This is a genomic window from Paenarthrobacter sp. TE3676 (assembly GCF_056279165.1).
Window position 1 is genome coordinate 176,405 of sequence record NZ_JBWBQU010000005.1, and the last position, 15,141, is coordinate 191,545.

General features: G+C 63.7%; 15 protein-coding genes. 9 read left to right on the forward strand and 6 right to left on the reverse strand.

The genetic code is table 11. From position 1 onward, the window contains the following. The first annotated feature begins 15 nt into the window (after nt 1–15). From mmsB to ACZ881_RS13645, 4 genes are all read left to right on the forward strand, one after another. Nucleotides 16–1,284, forward strand: a complete 1,269-nt coding sequence (gene mmsB / locus ACZ881_RS13630) for a multiple monosaccharide ABC transporter permease (protein WP_091466014.1) — start codon at nt 16–18, stop codon at nt 1,282–1,284. Between the two features lie 54 nt (nt 1,285–1,338). After that, nucleotides 1,339–2,436, forward strand: coding sequence for a substrate-binding domain-containing protein (locus tag ACZ881_RS13635; protein ID WP_476116191.1), 1,098 nt, complete (start codon nt 1,339–1,341; stop codon nt 2,434–2,436). Between the two features lie 209 nt (nt 2,437–2,645). Next, the gene (locus tag ACZ881_RS13640; RefSeq protein ID WP_476116193.1) at nt 2,646–4,115 is read left to right on the forward strand and encodes an ABC transporter permease; all 1,470 of its coding nucleotides are present in this window, start codon (nt 2,646–2,648) and stop codon (nt 4,113–4,115) included. Nucleotides 4,116–4,117: 2 nt separating this feature from the next. Further along, on the forward strand, nt 4,118–4,810 hold the full coding sequence (locus ACZ881_RS13645; RefSeq protein WP_476116195.1) for an ABC transporter ATP-binding protein: 693 nt from the start codon (nt 4,118–4,120) through the stop codon (nt 4,808–4,810). Here ACZ881_RS13645 and ACZ881_RS13650 read toward each other — a convergent pair. The 3 genes from ACZ881_RS13650 to ACZ881_RS13660 are packed head-to-tail and all read right to left on the reverse strand — an operon-like array spanning nt 4,788 to nt 7,801. Then, entirely contained in the window at nt 4,788–5,969 is a 1,182-nt protein-coding gene (locus ACZ881_RS13650; protein ID WP_476116197.1) for an ABC transporter permease, read from the reverse strand. The genes ACZ881_RS13645 and ACZ881_RS13650 overlap by 23 nt on opposite strands. Beyond that, a complete protein-coding gene (locus tag ACZ881_RS13655; protein WP_476116199.1) occupies nt 5,966–6,694 on the reverse strand; it encodes an ABC transporter ATP-binding protein in 729 nt (242 codons plus the stop codon). Before ACZ881_RS13655 ends, ACZ881_RS13650 begins: the two co-directional genes overlap by 4 nt. A 12-nt stretch (nt 6,695–6,706) precedes the next feature. Beyond that, entirely contained in the window at nt 6,707–7,801 is a 1,095-nt protein-coding gene (locus ACZ881_RS13660; protein ID WP_476116201.1) for an efflux RND transporter periplasmic adaptor subunit, read from the reverse strand. 249 nt (nt 7,802–8,050) lie between these two features. Between ACZ881_RS13660 and ACZ881_RS13665 the strand changes: the two genes are divergently transcribed. Then, nucleotides 8,051–9,121 carry a Gfo/Idh/MocA family protein gene (locus ACZ881_RS13665; RefSeq protein ID WP_476116203.1) on the forward strand — a complete coding sequence of 357 codons (1,071 nt, stop codon included), beginning with the start codon at nt 8,051–8,053 and terminating at the stop codon, nt 9,119–9,121. A 76-nt stretch (nt 9,122–9,197) separates the two neighbouring features. On the opposite strand, the gene ACZ881_RS13670 is transcribed toward ACZ881_RS13665, so the two are convergent. From ACZ881_RS13670 to ACZ881_RS13680, 3 genes are read right to left on the reverse strand one after another with little or no spacing between them, the layout of a single operon-like run. Continuing rightward, the gene (locus ACZ881_RS13670; protein ID WP_091466003.1) at nt 9,198–9,638 is read right to left on the reverse strand and encodes a DoxX family protein; all 441 of its coding nucleotides are present in this window, start codon (nt 9,636–9,638) and stop codon (nt 9,198–9,200) included. Between the two features lie 49 nt (nt 9,639–9,687). After that, a complete protein-coding gene (locus tag ACZ881_RS13675) occupies nt 9,688–10,359 on the reverse strand; it encodes a phosphonatase-like hydrolase (RefSeq protein WP_476116205.1) in 672 nt (223 codons plus the stop codon). Continuing rightward, nucleotides 10,356–11,123, reverse strand: a complete 768-nt coding sequence (locus tag ACZ881_RS13680) for a GntR family transcriptional regulator (RefSeq protein WP_476116207.1) — start codon at nt 11,121–11,123, stop codon at nt 10,356–10,358. Before ACZ881_RS13680 ends, ACZ881_RS13675 begins: the two co-directional genes overlap by 4 nt. 163 nt (nt 11,124–11,286) lie before the next feature. On the opposite strand from ACZ881_RS13680, the gene ACZ881_RS13685 reads away from it, so the two are divergent. The 4 genes from ACZ881_RS13685 to phnE are packed head-to-tail and all read left to right on the forward strand — an operon-like array spanning nt 11,287 to nt 15,114. Continuing rightward, entirely contained in the window at nt 11,287–12,504 is a 1,218-nt protein-coding gene (locus tag ACZ881_RS13685) for a TIGR03364 family FAD-dependent oxidoreductase (protein ID WP_476116209.1), read from the forward strand. Nucleotides 12,505–12,557: 53 nt separating this feature from the next. Continuing rightward, entirely contained in the window at nt 12,558–13,478 is a 921-nt protein-coding gene (locus ACZ881_RS13690; RefSeq protein WP_476116211.1) for a phosphate/phosphite/phosphonate ABC transporter substrate-binding protein, read from the forward strand. Next, complete coding sequence (locus tag ACZ881_RS13695) at nt 13,478–14,260, forward strand: phosphonate ABC transporter ATP-binding protein (RefSeq protein ID WP_476116213.1); 783 nt, start codon at nt 13,478–13,480, stop codon at nt 14,258–14,260. Before ACZ881_RS13690 ends, ACZ881_RS13695 begins: the two co-directional genes overlap by 1 nt. Beyond that, the gene (phnE, locus tag ACZ881_RS13700; RefSeq protein ID WP_476116215.1) at nt 14,257–15,114 is read left to right on the forward strand and encodes a phosphonate ABC transporter, permease protein PhnE; all 858 of its coding nucleotides are present in this window, start codon (nt 14,257–14,259) and stop codon (nt 15,112–15,114) included. The genes ACZ881_RS13695 and phnE overlap by 4 nt, the downstream gene beginning before the upstream one ends. Nucleotides 15,115–15,141 lie beyond the last annotated feature (27 nt).

Sequence of the window (15,141 nt, forward strand, 5' to 3'; positions counted from 1 at the left end):
ACAAGGACCAAAACAATGAACGCGCTCAAGAAGCTATTTGGTGGCAATACCCGCCAGTTCGGCATGATCTTCGCCCTGGTGGCACTTATCGTCTTCTTCCAGATCTTCACGGACGGCCGTACCCTGACGCCCGGCAACGTGATCAACCTGTTCAACGGCAACTCCTACATCCTGATCCTGGCCATCGGCATGGTCCTGGTCATCATTGCCGGCCACATCGACCTTTCCGTGGGTTCCGTTGCCGCCTTCGTGGGCGTCTTCGTGGCCTTGGCAATGCGCGACTGGGGTCTGCCTTGGTGGGCAGGCGTGCTCTTCGGCCTGCTCCTGGGAGCAGTGATCGGAGCCTGGCAAGGATTCTGGGTGGCGTATGTGGGCATACCAGCCTTCATTGTGACCCTGGCCGGCATGCTGTTGTTCCGTGGCTTCAACCAGTTCGTGGGCAAGTCCAACACCATCCCCGTTCCCCAGGACTTCCAGTTCCTTGGTTCCGGCTACCTGCCCGAGATTGGCCCTAATACAGGCTTCAACAACCTCACCCTGCTGCTGGGCATCATTGCAGCTGCGTTCGTGGTCATCATGTCCCTGCGTGCCCGCGCCACCAGCAAGGCGCTGGGCGCCGAAGTTCCTGAACTTTGGGTCGAAGTCACCAAGCTGGTCCTGATCTGCGGCGCCATCCTCTACGCTACATACCTGTTCGCCACGGGTCGGCCCGGCACGTCCTTCCCGATCCCCGGCCTGATCCTGGCCGTGCTGGTTCTCATCTACGGTTTCATCGCTGACAAGACCGTCCTCGGCCGTCACGTCTACGCAGTGGGTGGCAACCGCCACGCAGCTGAGCTGTCCGGCGTGCAGTCCAAGAAGGTCAACTTCCTGGTCATGATGAACATGTCCGTCCTGGCTGGCCTGGCAGGCATGATCTTCGTTGGACGTTCCACCGCTTCCGGTCCGTTCGACGGCGTCGGTTGGGAACTGGACGCCATTGCGGCAGTCTTCATCGGTGGCGCAGCCGTCACCGGTGGTGTTGGCACCGTGATCGGCTCGATCGTTGGTGGCCTGGTCATGGCTGTCCTCAACAACGGCCTCCAGCTGCTGGGCGTCGGCGCCGACCTCACCCAGATCATCAAGGGCCTGGTGCTCCTTGCAGCAGTCGCCTTCGATGTTTACAACAAGTCGCAGGGCAAGCGGTCCATTACCGGGCTGCTGATGAAGAACTTCCAGCGCAACAACGAGATCAAGCCCGACGAAACCACCTCCACCAAAGAGGTCATCTCCAAGGAAGCGTAATCCGCTCCCTGAAAGACTCGCTCCACCCCACCCACACAGAAAGTGAACCAAGATATGCGAATGTTTGGTAAAGCAGGAAAGGCAGCAGCAGTCGCTGCCATCGCGGCACTGGCGCTGACAGCCTGCGGCCGCAGTGACAGCGGCTCAAGCAGCAGCACAGCAGGCGGGGAAGCGTTCCCCAAGGACTCAATGATCGGCGTCGCACTTCCGCAGAAGACCAGTGAAAACTGGGTCCTCGCGGAGAAGCTGTTCAACGATGGCCTCAGCAGCGCCGGGTTCAAGCCCGACGTCCAGTTCGCCAACGGCGGCGTGTCCGAGCAGCAGAACCAGATCAGCGCCATGGTCACCAAGGGTGCCAAGGTGATCATCGTGGGAGCCATCGACGGCGCCCAGCTGGGTACGCAGCTCAAGCAGGCCAAGGACTCCGGCGCCACAGTCATCGCCTACGACCGTCTGCTTCTCAACACCGAGAACGTGGATTACTACGTGGCGTACGACAACTTCAAGGTTGGTGAACTCCAGGGCCAGGCGCTGTTGGACGGTATGAAGGCCAAGAAGCCTTCCGGCCCGTATAACATCGAGCTCTTTGCCGGTTCCCCCGACGATGCCAACGCGAAGGTCTTCTTTGACGGCGCCATGAGCGTCCTGAAGCCGAAGATCGACGACGGAACCCTCAAGGTTGTCTCCGGCCAGACCTCGTTCGAGCAGGCTGTTACTCAGGGCTGGAAGGCAGAGAACGCCCAGCGTCGCGCTGACACACTGCTCACCGGCAGCTACGGCACCGCTTCCCTGGACGGTGTCCTCTCCCCGAACGACACCTTGGCCCGCGCAGTCCTGACGTCCGTCAAGGCCGCCGGCAAGCCGCTGCCCGTCGTGACCGGCCAGGACTCCGAAGTTGAGTCCGTGAAGTCGATCATGGCAGGCGAGCAGTACTCCACCATCAACAAGGACACCCGCAAGCTCGTTGAGCACGCCATCACCATGGTGAAGGACCTCCAGGCCGGCAAGGAACTGGAAATCAACGACAAGGATTCCTACAAGAACGGCGTCAAGACCGTCCCGGCATTCCTCCTGCCTCCGCAGATCGTTACGGCAGAGAACGTCAAGACGGCTTACGTTGACGATCCGGTACTCGGCCCGATCACCAAGTAAGTGGTCACCAAGTAACACCGCTTAAGAGCAGCAAGCCCCGGTCCGCCAATTCGGCGGGCCGGGGCTTTCTCTTGCCTTCAAACGAGACTCGAGTACTTTCACAGCCCACGCATAGCTACGGCAGGCTTTCCGCACAGCAGCACTCACGAGTCTTGGATCTGCAGCCCACGTCCAGTGGGCCCCCGAACTTGCAGGTCAAGAGGAGAAACGTGAGCGTCCTTGCCCGAAGCGTAGGCAATGCCTTCCGCAACAAAATACGAACGACGGCGGTTGTCGCCGTGCTGGCCGTAGCCATCGGCCTGGCGTTGGCCATGCTCGTGGCCAATCAGGCAGTGGGCGCCAAGGTCCAGGAGCTCAACGCCTCCGTTGGCACCATCTTGACGGTTAATCCGGCGGGCGGCCAAGGCTTTGAAGGCGGCGGCGAACCGCTCACGACGGCGGAGGCTGAGACTGCGGCGTCGGTCGCCAACGTGGCGTCAGTAGTTGGCACCAAGGCACTGCGCCTCCAGACGACCACCACAACGGGGACCACCGACGCAGCCACCGGCACCACCCAACAGGCAGGCCCGGCCGGGGGCTTCGGTCCCGGCGGGCAGCAGGCGACGGTCAGCACCAACCTGACGGCCGCCGTCGACGCCGGCACGCTGGGAAACCGCAACAACGCGAGCGGAACCACCGGCACAACTACCCTGCCCACGCGCACCCTGCCGATCACCGCTACGGGCATCGGCGCCGAAGTGGACAGCACCGGCAAGGCCCTGGAGATCACCAGCGGCACAGGCCTGGGCGACTACACGGCATCCGAGGCGAAGGCTCTGGTGGGCACGTCCTTGGCTGAGAAGAACGGCCTGACCGTAGGCTCCACGTTCACCATCCAGGACAAGACCTTCACCGTAACGGGAATCTTCGACGCCGGCACTACCTTCGGGAACAACGCCGTCTACGTCACGCTTCCTGAAGCGCAGACGTTGGCGGAGACCGCGGATGAGCTGTCCACCATGATCGTCACGGTCAACAGCATGGAGAACGTGGACAGCACTAAAACTGCCGTTCAGGACGCGCTCGGCACCGACAAGGCCGACGTCACCCAGGGCCAGCGCAACCTCGAAACGGCTGTCAGCTCACTGGACAGCGTCAAGAACATCTCGATGATCGCCTTCATTGCGGCCTTAGCCACCGCCGGAATCATCATCCTGCTCATCATGGTCATGCTGGTTCGCGAGCGCCGCCGCGAGATCGGCGTCCTGAAGGCCATCGGTGCCCGGAACCGCACTATCGGCCTGCAGTTCGTCCTCGAGTCGTTGGTCCTTGTTGCCTTGGGCAGTGTTGTGGGAGCTGTGATCGCTTCATTGGCCAGCGGCGGCATCGCGTCGGCACTCATTAGTTCAAACACCACCACGACGGCGGCCACCACCACCCAGCGCGGCGGCGGACTTGCAGGGGCCATGCCCAACGGCACAGTCCCGGGTGGCGGGATGCCCGGCGGTGGGATGGGTGGCGGCCAGGGCGGCCCCTTCGGTGGAGCGTCGCAGCTGCTCACCTCCGTCACTGCGAGCGTCTCCCCCGGCGTCCTCGCTGCAGGCATCGCCGCAGTCTTCGCGGTAGCCATCATCGGTGCGCTGGTACCGGCACTGCTGACCGCCCGTATCCGTCCCATCGAAGTACTCCGAGGAGAATAGCCGTGATCGTAGTCAAGGACCTGGTCCGTCAGTTCAAGTCCGGTGATCGGACCATCAAGCCAGTAAACGGGGTCAGCTTTGAGCTCGACAAGGGCTCGCTGGCGTCCATCGTCGGCAAGAGCGGCAGCGGCAAAAGCACACTGTTGTCCCTCCTGGGTGCGCTGGACAAGCCCACCTCGGGAGACGTCGTCGTGGACGGCGTCAGCCTGGCCGGACTGCCGGACGGCAAGCTGACCGAGTACCGTCGCCGGGACATCGGCTTCGTGTTCCAGCAGTTCAACCTGATTCCCAACCTCAGTGCCGTGGACAACGTCATGCTGCCCATGGAGTTCGCGGGCATGCGCAAAGCGGCACGGCTGCAGCGGGCCAAGGAGCTGCTGGAGCAGGTGCAGTTGGACCCGGAGAAGCACTCGCGCCGCACCAACCGACTGTCCGGCGGCGAGCAGCAGCGTGTGGCGATTGCCCGGGCGCTGGCCAACGAGCCCAAGCTGATCCTCGCCGATGAGCCCACCGGAAATCTGGATGAGCAAACCGGCGAGCACATCATCGAGCTGTTGAGTTCCCTGAGCCGCGATCACAACACCACCATCCTGGTGGTCACGCACGACCGCAGCCTGGCGCAGAAGACCGAGCGCTGCTTCCGGCTTCAGCAGGGCCGGCTCACCGAGGAGGTCAGAACCGGATCGCGTCGATGACCTTGACGCGCACCGCCACAAGCGCAGGAATGGCTCCGGCGAGTGCGCCCACAAGGACTGCTGCGCCGAATCCCATCAGCGCGGCCTCGATGGGGAAGGCCGGGTATTCGGTCAGACCTGGCGCTACCTTCGATTCGATCCACGGGTGCTTCACCACCGCGACTGCCAGCATGACTCCCGCCAGGCCGGCAACTGCGGTGGCCACCACGGATTCCATCATGACGCCCACAAAAATCCGTCCGGACGTTGCCCCGAAGCTGCGCCGGATGCCGATTTCACGGACCCGGTAGCGCACGGTCACCATGGAGATATTGAGCATTCCCACGGCTCCGAGCAGGAGCACCAGACCGGCCACGCCGCCCACCACCATCTGGACGGGAGCCAAAGGATCTCCCCATGCGGCATAGTCCATACGGTTGGCGTGGGCGTAGTAGCCGGGGAACTGGCCTTGGAGATCGGCCGTGATTGCTGCCGTGAGGGCTCCGGCCTGTGCCTCGCCAACCCAGATTTTGAACTCCGACATCTGCGGCTTGATCCCGGTCATGGCCGCGCCCTCGGCAAGGATGAACGCGGATGGCGGCGAGTCCGGGTAGGAATCAGGCACGACGCCGATAATCACCGCCGTTGCCGGCTGATCTCCGGGGATGCTCACCGTGGGATGGGTGGTGAGGTTTGGCCTGCCCGCTTGGTTATAGAAGGATTCAGAGACGACGACGGCGGGTGCGAGCCTTTTGCCGTCGTCGGCAGCGAACCAGCTTCCTTGCTGAAGGGGGACCCGGTGGATGACGCCGTAGCCGACATCCACAATGGTCACGTTCACGGTTGTCACTCCACGGGGAAACTGAAAACCGGCCTGGGTCTGGCTGACGTGCGTGGAGGTCGTGATGCCGTAGCGCTGTTGGATACCTTGGTAGGCCTTCTCAAGTTTCACCGTGTCCGGCATGGTTGGCCCCTGGACGTTCAAGGACAGCGTGGCCACCCGACCGCCGTTACGTTCGGACTGAACTTTCATGCCTTCCCGGGCCAGACTGCCCACGCCCACCACGGAGGTCAACGCCGCAACGGACAAGGCAACGCCCAACAGGGCCAGGAGAATGCGAACCTTGTTGATGCGGAGTTCCTGCCACGCTTCAACGAGCGTGGAAATGAAGCCGGTCATGCGCCGACTCCTGCGGGAGCCGGTGCCGGCAGCGAGCTGAGCATGCCGGAATCCAGACGGTAGCAGGCCCTGGCCAGGGCTGCGACGTTAGTGTCGTGCGTGATGGTCACCAACGCGGCTGCCGTTTCCGTGGCCACTGTATCCAGGAGGGCCATCACGGATTGCCCTGTTTCCACATCCAGCGCACCGGTTGGTTCATCGGCCAGGATGAGCCTCGGCCTGCGGACAAGGGCACGGGCAATGGCTACGCGCTGCTGCTCGCCACCGGAAAGCATGTTGGGCATGGTCTTGGCGCGGGAGGCGAGGCCAACCCTGTCCAGCATGTCCATGGCAATCTCGCGACGCCGCCAGAACTCCTTGCCTTTGGCGTAGAACAGCGGCGTAATGACGTTGTCCAGCGCGCTGCGTCCGGGCAACAGGTTGAACTGCTGGAACACGAAGCCCACGGTAGAGCCCCTCAACCGGGCACGGGCGTTGTTACCCAGCCGGTCTGCGGGCTGGCCAAGGAACTCCAGCTCCCCCGACGTCGGGATGTCCAGGAGGCCAAGCAGGTTGAGCAATGTTGATTTGCCGCAACCCGAACGGCCCACGATTGCGGTGTGGTCCCCGCTGTGGACCTCGAGGTCGATGCCCCGGAGGATGTTCAGCTGCTGGTCGTCGGGCAGCCTGACGGATCGGGTGACTGAACGCAGACTGACGAGAGTTTCTTTAGGTGATTCGTCCATGCCGTTCGCTGCCTAGCCCATCGGGCCGTAGACGGCCTGGCCCGGACCCATCATGGGATCTTGAACGGCCGGCGCCCCGGGCACGAATTCCAGTACCTGTTCGCCTTCGGTCAGGCCGGAGGTCACTTCCACCACAGAGCCGTCGTTGAGCCCCAGCTGGACAGTGCGCTGCTCGGGAGCGGCACCGGTTCCTCCCGGGCCGGCGATCCATACGATCCCGTCCTTGACGCTGCCCTTCACGGATGTCAGCGGAACAGTTACTACGTCGGATGCAACACCGGCGCTGACCGTCATGGTGGCGCCAAGTCCCGCGAAGACCTGTTGGCCTGAAGGAACCGGGCAGCTCAGCGTTCCTGTAGGAGTGCCGCCCTCTTCCGGTTGGTTGCCTCCGCCGGGGCCCGCAATCGCTGCGCCGACGCCCATTCCGGCACCTCCGCCTGTGGCGGCCAGTCCGCCCGAGGCCGCACCGCCGTCGTCGGATGTGTTGTTCTTGAGCGTCACGTCGGCGCACTGGAACGGCGCCGGTCCACCCACCAAAGCGATTTCCGCAGGGCCGGGCTTGCCCAGCAGGCGGTACTGTTGCGCGGCCGTGACGGATCCCGACACCGTGTAGGTTCCGGGATCGATCTTGCCCACGGACTCGCCCACGGTGACCTGCTGGTCAATGAGGGTTGTGAGCTGCTGCAGGGTTCCGGCGCTTGGAGCGAGGATGTCGAAGTAGTCGTACACGGGCTTGGGAGCTGTTTGCGGCCCCTCCTGTGTGGTCTGCGTGGGGGCGACCGCGCGCTCAGCCTTGACTTGGAAAAGGACCTCGCCCTTGGTGACGGTCGCACCTGGCTCCACGAACACCTGGACTACTTTTCCGGCTGAGGTGCTGCGGACAGTCTCGGCGGCGTCGCTCTGTACGGTGCCCTTGATTTCCACGGTGTTGGTGACAGTAGCCCGGGTGGCCGGGACTACCGGGATGTCCACTTGGGCCAAAGGCGCGGGCTCGGCAGCGGCCGATTCCAGGCCATCCACAAAAGCGATCTTAACCAGGGCCACCGCAATAATCGCGAAAACCAACAACCAGGCAACCGGCAAAATGACGCGCCGAAAAGTACCCATCCCTGCTCCATTTCGGTAACTCCCCACAGAACCTCTGCGAGGGATGATTGCCTAAGCCTAAGGGAGGAAATTCTGCGCGCCGGGCATTCCTATGACTTGACAGAATGCTTACCGTGTCGGGTGGCCATGGCGAGCCGGGCGCACCCGTACCCGCCGCTCGCACCAGAGGTTACGGTAGCGATCGGCGCGAAAGGGTGCGCACCGCTCCTTCAGAACTGCGACCACCTGCGGAATGAGAGGATGAACGGCATGACACTTCCTATCGCCGTGCCGTGGCTTTCCACTCAAACCAATCAGGATCCCCGCGTAGCCACCGGGCTGCCCTTGCGGTGGGGAGTAGTGTCCACAGGCAACATCGCCAACAGTGTTTCCCGGGACTTGGCAATGCTTGAGGATGCGGAGCTGTACGCAGTGAGCTCCCGCACCCAGGCAGCCGCGGATGCATTCGCCCATACTCTCGGCTTTGCCAAGGGCTACGGGGACGACGGCGACGTACCCGGCTACCAGCGCTTGTTCGACGATCCCGCCGTGGACGTGGTCTACGTTGCTACACCGCATGCCCAGCACTTCCAGATTGCAGCCGCCGCTTTGCGGGCCGGTAAGCATGTCCTGTGCGAGAAAGCCCTCACCATTAACGCCCGAGAAGCCAGCGAGCTGGTGAAACTGGCCCGGGAGCAGAACGTGTTCTTCATGGAAGCCGTGTGGAGCCGCTTCCTGCCGAGCATGCAGCGGGCGTTCGAGATCGCGGCCTCCGGGGAGCTCGGACAGATCCAGTGGGTCAGCGCAGACCTCGGCTTCCCGGCACCCTACGATCCCGCTGCACGAATTTGGGCCCTCAATGACGGCGGCGGAGCGCTCCTGGACATCACTGTCTACCCACTGCTCTGGGCGCTGGGAACGCTGGGCTTCCCGCAGTCGGTCACCGCAATCGGCACACTCAACGACGACGGCGTGGACAGCCAGAACGCCCTGACGCTGGGCTACGACACTGGTGCACAGGCGCAGTTGACGTCGTCGTTAATGGCCCACGGCCCCCGAACCGCAACGGTGGCCGGCGGGCTCGGGTTCCTGCAGACGGTGGGCTCCGTGAACAACCCCCGTGAGCTGATGATCCGGATCGGGTGGGACGAACCCCGCCGCGAGCACTTTGACGTTGTGGGCACCGGCTACACCTACGAACTCCGGGAAGTAACCCGCTGCATCCAGCAAGGCCTCACGGAGAGCCCGGTCATGCCGCTGGAAGACTCGATTAACGTCATGCGCCTCTTCGACGGGGTGCGGTCGCAGTTGGGGATCCGGTACCCCAACGACGCCCGGTGACTGCTAGCCCGGTGACCCGGCCCGGTGACTGCTAGCCCGGTGGCGCGTGCCGCCGTCGTGAGTTAACTCAGCTGTATTAGCGCCCGTGGCGGGCCGGTTGCCTTGCCAGCTTGCGGTCCAGGGACAGAGCGCCGGGGCCCAGAAACACGAACGCGATGGAGATGGCGACGTAAATGATCAGGAGTTCGGCGGTGACACCGGACTTGTCAGTGAGCAGTGGTTTGCCCGCTTCGGTCACGAACCAGATCCCGGCGAACATGATCGCCGCCAGAAATCCGGCCACCCTGGTGAGGGCGCCGATGACCAGGAGCAGGCCGAGGCCCAGTTCGCCGGCGATCACAAGCCACGCCACGATCTCCGGCTTCTGCACGCCCATGGCCGCCACCGACGCGGCGAACGCAGCATGCCCGGCCATGAACTTCTGGAAGCCGTGCACCATCAGGAGCGCACCGAACACCACTCGCAGGATGGTGACGCCGCGGGCAGAGGACGTGGGAGACGGGTGCAGGAATTTCACGGGTTCCAATCTTCCATGCCTGCGGGCCTGCCGCCAACATCGCGGTCCGCTACGACAGCAGCGCCGGGATGTCCTTCACGCCGTCCAGGATGTGGTGGTGCGGGTGCGCGGCCAAGGCGTCGCGGTCCAGCTTGCCGGTCAGGACACCCACGGCGGTGACGCCGGCGTTGTTGGCAGCGGCGAGGTCGTTCACGGTATCGCCGGCAGCGATCACGGCGCGGACATCCTGCACGCCGGTCAGCTCCATGGCCCGGTGAATCATGTGCGGTGCCGGACGACCGGCGGCTACTTCGTCGGAGCATACGACGGCGTCCAACAGGTTATCGTCGTCGACGCTCCAACCCAGCCGCTCCAGGAGAGGCTCGGCCACGTCGCGCGAGAAGCCGGTTGTCAGGGCCACCTTGATGCCCTGGCGGCGGAGAGCACGGAACGCGTCTTCCACGCCTTCGAGCGCAACCGGCGGGTTGGCGTCGTAGAACTCGACGAGCAATTCCTTGAAGCGCTTGAAAGCGGCAGCCACTACTTCCGGCGTGGCCACTCCTCCCCCGGCTTCAATCAGCGCCGTGATGGCCTCAACTTTGTCGGCGCCCATCCACTCCTGCACAGCTTCGGGCGTGGTGGTCACGCCGGTTTCTTCAACGCAGCGGGCCAGCGCTACGTAGACGTCGCCGTGTTCGTCGATGGTGGTTCCGGCCATATCGCAGGCAACTAGCTTGATCATGGGGTGGCTCCTTCGGTGTGGATGCGGACCAGGGCGGCCCGGCGTTCCACGGTGTTGTCGATGGTGAAGTTTGTGAGTGCCGGCAGGTAGCGGTCCTCGGAGTATTCGAGGGGCTGTCCGTCGGAGGAACGGGTGATGCGGCGTTCGCGCAGGAGCGGAATACCTTCGGGTTGCTCCAAAAGTTCGGCGTCCTCGTCACTGGCGGCGACGGCGTCGATGGTGTGGCGGGCGCTGTGCAGGTCTACGCCTTGTTCCTTGAGGAACGCAAAAATGGACCCGGAATCGGTATCGAAGTCGAACAGTTTCCGGCCCACATCCAGAATGAACGTGGTGCGCTCGATCATGGCCGGAGCGTCATCCAGGTAGCGGACGCGCAGGACCTCCACCACGGTGGTCCCGGGCATCAAACCAAGTGCCTCCGCCGCTTCCGGGCTGGCTTCGCGCCTGGCCACTTCAAGGGTTCGTTGGCCGGGCTTTTTGCCTATCCCGCTGGCCCATTCAGTGAAAGAGTTGAACGTGGAAAAGGACTGCGACGGCACAGACGAGCGAACCATGGGAGGCCGGCCTCGGCCGCCGGTCACAGCTCCTTCCGAACGAAGGAATGCGAGCGCTTGGCGGATGGGTCCACGCGACGTTCCGAACTCGCGGCACAGCTCCGCCTCGCTGGGTAGCTGGAAGCCCGGCGGCCAGTCGCCGTCAGTGATCCGGCGCATGAATTCCTCGCTGAGACGGACGTGGAGGGGTGTGTTCTGCTGTGTGCTCACAAGTTGATAATACAAGTCCGGCCCAATGGAAACACTGGTTTTGAGAGGCTTTAGATGAATTTGATGTGAACTCAAGTGAACAGAAGTTAAAATCAGGTTAACTTGTATATACAAGTGCCAATTTGGCTTGATTCCCCTTCAATCAGCCGCCAGTCTCAATGGTGTGAACAACACAAGCACCTCCCCCGCACGTTTCAACAGCAGAGCGAGCCAGGCCACCGACGTCGTCGTTGTTGGTGCTGGAATTGTGGGACTGGCCCACGCCGCTCACGCTGTCGCCAACGGCCTGACCGTCACCATCATCGAGCGCGACCATCATGCGGCCGGCGCTTCTGTACGCAACTTCGGCCACTGCTGCATCACGGCCCAATCCGGCGAACTGTATGAACTTGCGCAGACCTCGCGGAAGTACTGGCTCGAGTTTTCCGAGCGCGCCGGGTTCTGGGCTGCCGAAGCCGGCGCCATGGTTCTCGCCCGCACCGAAGCTGAGATGAACGTCCTCCGCGAACTCTCCGCCGTGCGGGAGCCGGGACAGGTAGAACTGCTCTCCCCTGCGGAGACGCGGGCACGCCTGGGCTCGTCAGCTTCCGGGGCAGAAGAACCGCACGACGACGGCGGTACTTCAGGCGGAAAATGGCCCGGCCTGGTGGGCGGCGCCTTCCTCCGGGACGACCTCCGAGTAGATCCCCGTACAACAGTCGCCAAGTTGGCCGAGTGGTTAAGCCAGCAACCCGGCGTCGAACTTCACTGGAACACGGCCGCGCTGGACTTCAACCAGAGTCCTGAGGGCGTGACTGTCCAGACATCGCGCGGCGAGCTCCGCGCGAGGCAGGTCTTTGTCTGTGTTGGCCACGACGTCGACTACCTCTTCCCGGACCTTGCCGAGGAGCACCACATCCAACGGTGCGCCTTGCAGATGTCGCTGGCGGCCAAGCCATCCGGCGTCGAGTTCGCGCCAGCGGTTCTCACTGCGACATCGATGCTCCGGTACCCGGCTTTCACGGACATGCCCGCTGCTGCAGCCCTGCACTCCGAAGTACTGGAGAAGCAGCCGGAACTGCTGGAGATCGGCGCCAACGTCATGTTCACCCAACGCCCTGACGGCACCATCATCCTGGGCGACTCACACCACTACCACCGCACGGCCGATCCGTTCCTGGACGAATCCGTGACCGACACACTCAACTCTGAAATCACCGGCCGGATCGGCGAACCACTGGAGATCATCCAGCGCTGGCAGGGCATCTACGCGTCCTCCGAGGTGGCACCGGTCCTGGTCCGCGAGGTCCAGCCCGGCGTCACCGTGGTGTCTGTGACCTCCGGCGTCGGCATGACGCTGTCCTTCGGCCTGGCGCACCGCAACGTTTCCCGCCTGTACTGATTCATCTTTGGTATCCGTTCTCCCCTCTCAGTCCCCTTCGCATAAGGATCCCCATGAAAACCACGCTCCTCACCGGTTCCGCGCTTGCCCTCGCCACCGTTCTGGCGCTCACTGCCTGCGGCGGCTCGGCACAGTCCTCCCCCGAAGCCACCAAGGCCACCTGCCCCAACGGCGAGATCAAGTTCGGCATCGAACCCTACGAGGACCCCGCCAAGTTGAAGCCGGCCTACGATGTCCTGGCGGCCGCCCTGTCCAAGAAGCTTGAATGCCCGGTCAGCGTCCAGGTGGTTGAAGATTATGCGGCCGAGGTCCTGGCCATGCGCAACGGCAAGCTCGACCTGGGCCAGTTCGGTCCCCTGGGCTACGTGTTCGCGGACGCCAAGGCCGGCGCCGAGCCGCTGGTTTCCTTTGGCACCGCCGAGAAGGAACTCAGCACCTACACCGCGGGGATCTGGGTTCCCAAGGACAGCCCCATCCAAGCCATCGGGGATCTGAAGGGTAAGTCCCTCGCCCTGGGCAGCGTCGGCTCAACCTCGGGCGACGTACTGCCCCGTTTCGGCCTCCGTGAAGCCGGAATCGCCGATGCCGATGCCGATATCAAGATGGACTACACCGGCGGTCATCCTGAAGCACTGCTGGCGCTCACCAACGGCAAAGTGGACGCAGCCCAGATCAACTCCCAGACGCTGGCCACAGCTATCGCCGCAGGCACGTTCACGGCGGACAACTTCCGCCAGGTGTGGACGTCGAACCCCATCCCCAATGACCCCATCACCGTGCGCGGTGACGCCGATCCCGCGTTCAAGGCCGCCGTGAAGGACGCATTCCTGAGCCTTGATCCCGCCGATGTAGCCAAAGTGGGCGAGTTCCTGGACGTCACCCCTCCGGGCCCCTTGCTTGAGGTCACCAAGGATAACTACACGCCCTTGTTTGAGCTCGCCGAGACCATGGGCCTCACCGAGAAGGATCTGTAATGCTCCTTTCTGTCCAGGGTTTGCGTAAGTCCTTCAACGGGCGGACCGTCCTGGAGGGTGTCGACTTCTCAGTTGCGGCCGGTGAGCTGGTGGCCTTCCTGGGCGCCAACGGCTCCGGCAAGTCCACCACGCTGCGCTGCGTCATGGGCATCACTTCCCCGGATTCCGGCAGCATCAGCATTTCCGGGAACGCGCTGGATTCCCTGCAGGGCCGTGAGTTGCAGCAGGCGCGCCAGCGGATGGCCATGATTTTCCAGAAGATCCACTTGGTCCCCCGCCGTACCGCTTTGGATAACGTCTGCGCCGGCGCCCTGTCGCGGATCCCCACTGTCCGGTCACTCAGTCCATTGCTGTTCCCGGCCGACGTTCAGCAGGAAGCTCTCGACTGCCTGGACCGGGTTGGCCTGGCTGACCGCGCTTTCGACCGAGTCGGTCGGCTGTCCGGCGGACAGCAGCAGCGCGTCGCCGTAGCCCGGGCACTGTGCCAGCGGGCCGACGTCGTACTCGCCGACGAGCCCGTGTCCGCCCTGGATCCGCACGCCGCCGAGCAGGTCATGGCGCTGCTGCGTGAACTCGCGCATTCCGAAGGGCTGGCCGTGGCCGCCGTGCTGCACCAACCCGATCTCGCACTGCGGTACGCGGACAGGTCCATCGGCCTGCTCCGGGGCTCCATGACCTTCGACCTCCCCTCCACAGGGATCACGGCGGAGCACCTCGACACCTTGTACGCCCCGGACAGGATCGTTTCAGACACCGTTTCAGACAGGACCCAGGCAGCATGACACCCCACACCTTGACCCCGGCAGTGGCGCGCCGGGACTCCCCAAGCAACAAAACCCGAGTGGCACTGGTCCGCCCGAAGAAGCCGTTGCGGTGGATCACGACGGCGGCAGTGGCGGCCGCCGTCGTCGGACTTCACGCCGTGGCCATCGAGGGGACGGACTTCAAACCCGAGCTATTAGTGGATGGCTGGAAGGGCATGGCTGCGTTCATCGGCGACGCCTTCCCGCCGGACCTCAGCTGGGAGAAGACGCTCAAGCCCGGCCTCGAAGCCACGCTGGTGACCCTGTGGATCGGGCTTTTGGGGACTACGTTGTCCGTGCCGTTCGCCCTGCTGCTTGCGGCGCTGGCCGCCGAGAACACCAGCCCGCACCGGCTTGTGTACCAGGCTGCACGGGCCATCCTGTCCTTCTTCCGCGCCGTGCCGGACATCGTGTTCGCGCTGATCTTCGTCACCGCCGTCGGGCTTGGTCCGTTCGCGGGTGTGCTCGCGCTGATCTGCCACAACACGGGTGTCATGGGGAAACTGTGGGCGGAGTCAATGGAGGAAATCGACGCCGGCCCCCAGGAAGCGCTCCGGACCGCAGGAGCCAACCGGATCCAGCAGGTAGCCAACGCAACGCTGCCCATGGTGGTTCCGCAATTTGTTGGCCTGCTGCTTTACCGCTTCGACGTCAACGTACGGTCCTCGCTGGTGCTTGGCCTGGTGGGCGCCGGCGGCATCGGCCTGCTGATCAACCAGTCCATCAAGTCGTTCCAGTTCGACTCCATGCTCACGCACATCCTCATTGTGCTGGTGCTGATCATCGTGGTGGACCAGTTCTCCGCGTGGATCCGCAGGCGCCTGGCCGCGTAACCCTGCATGGTTGACCCAACTAAGTAA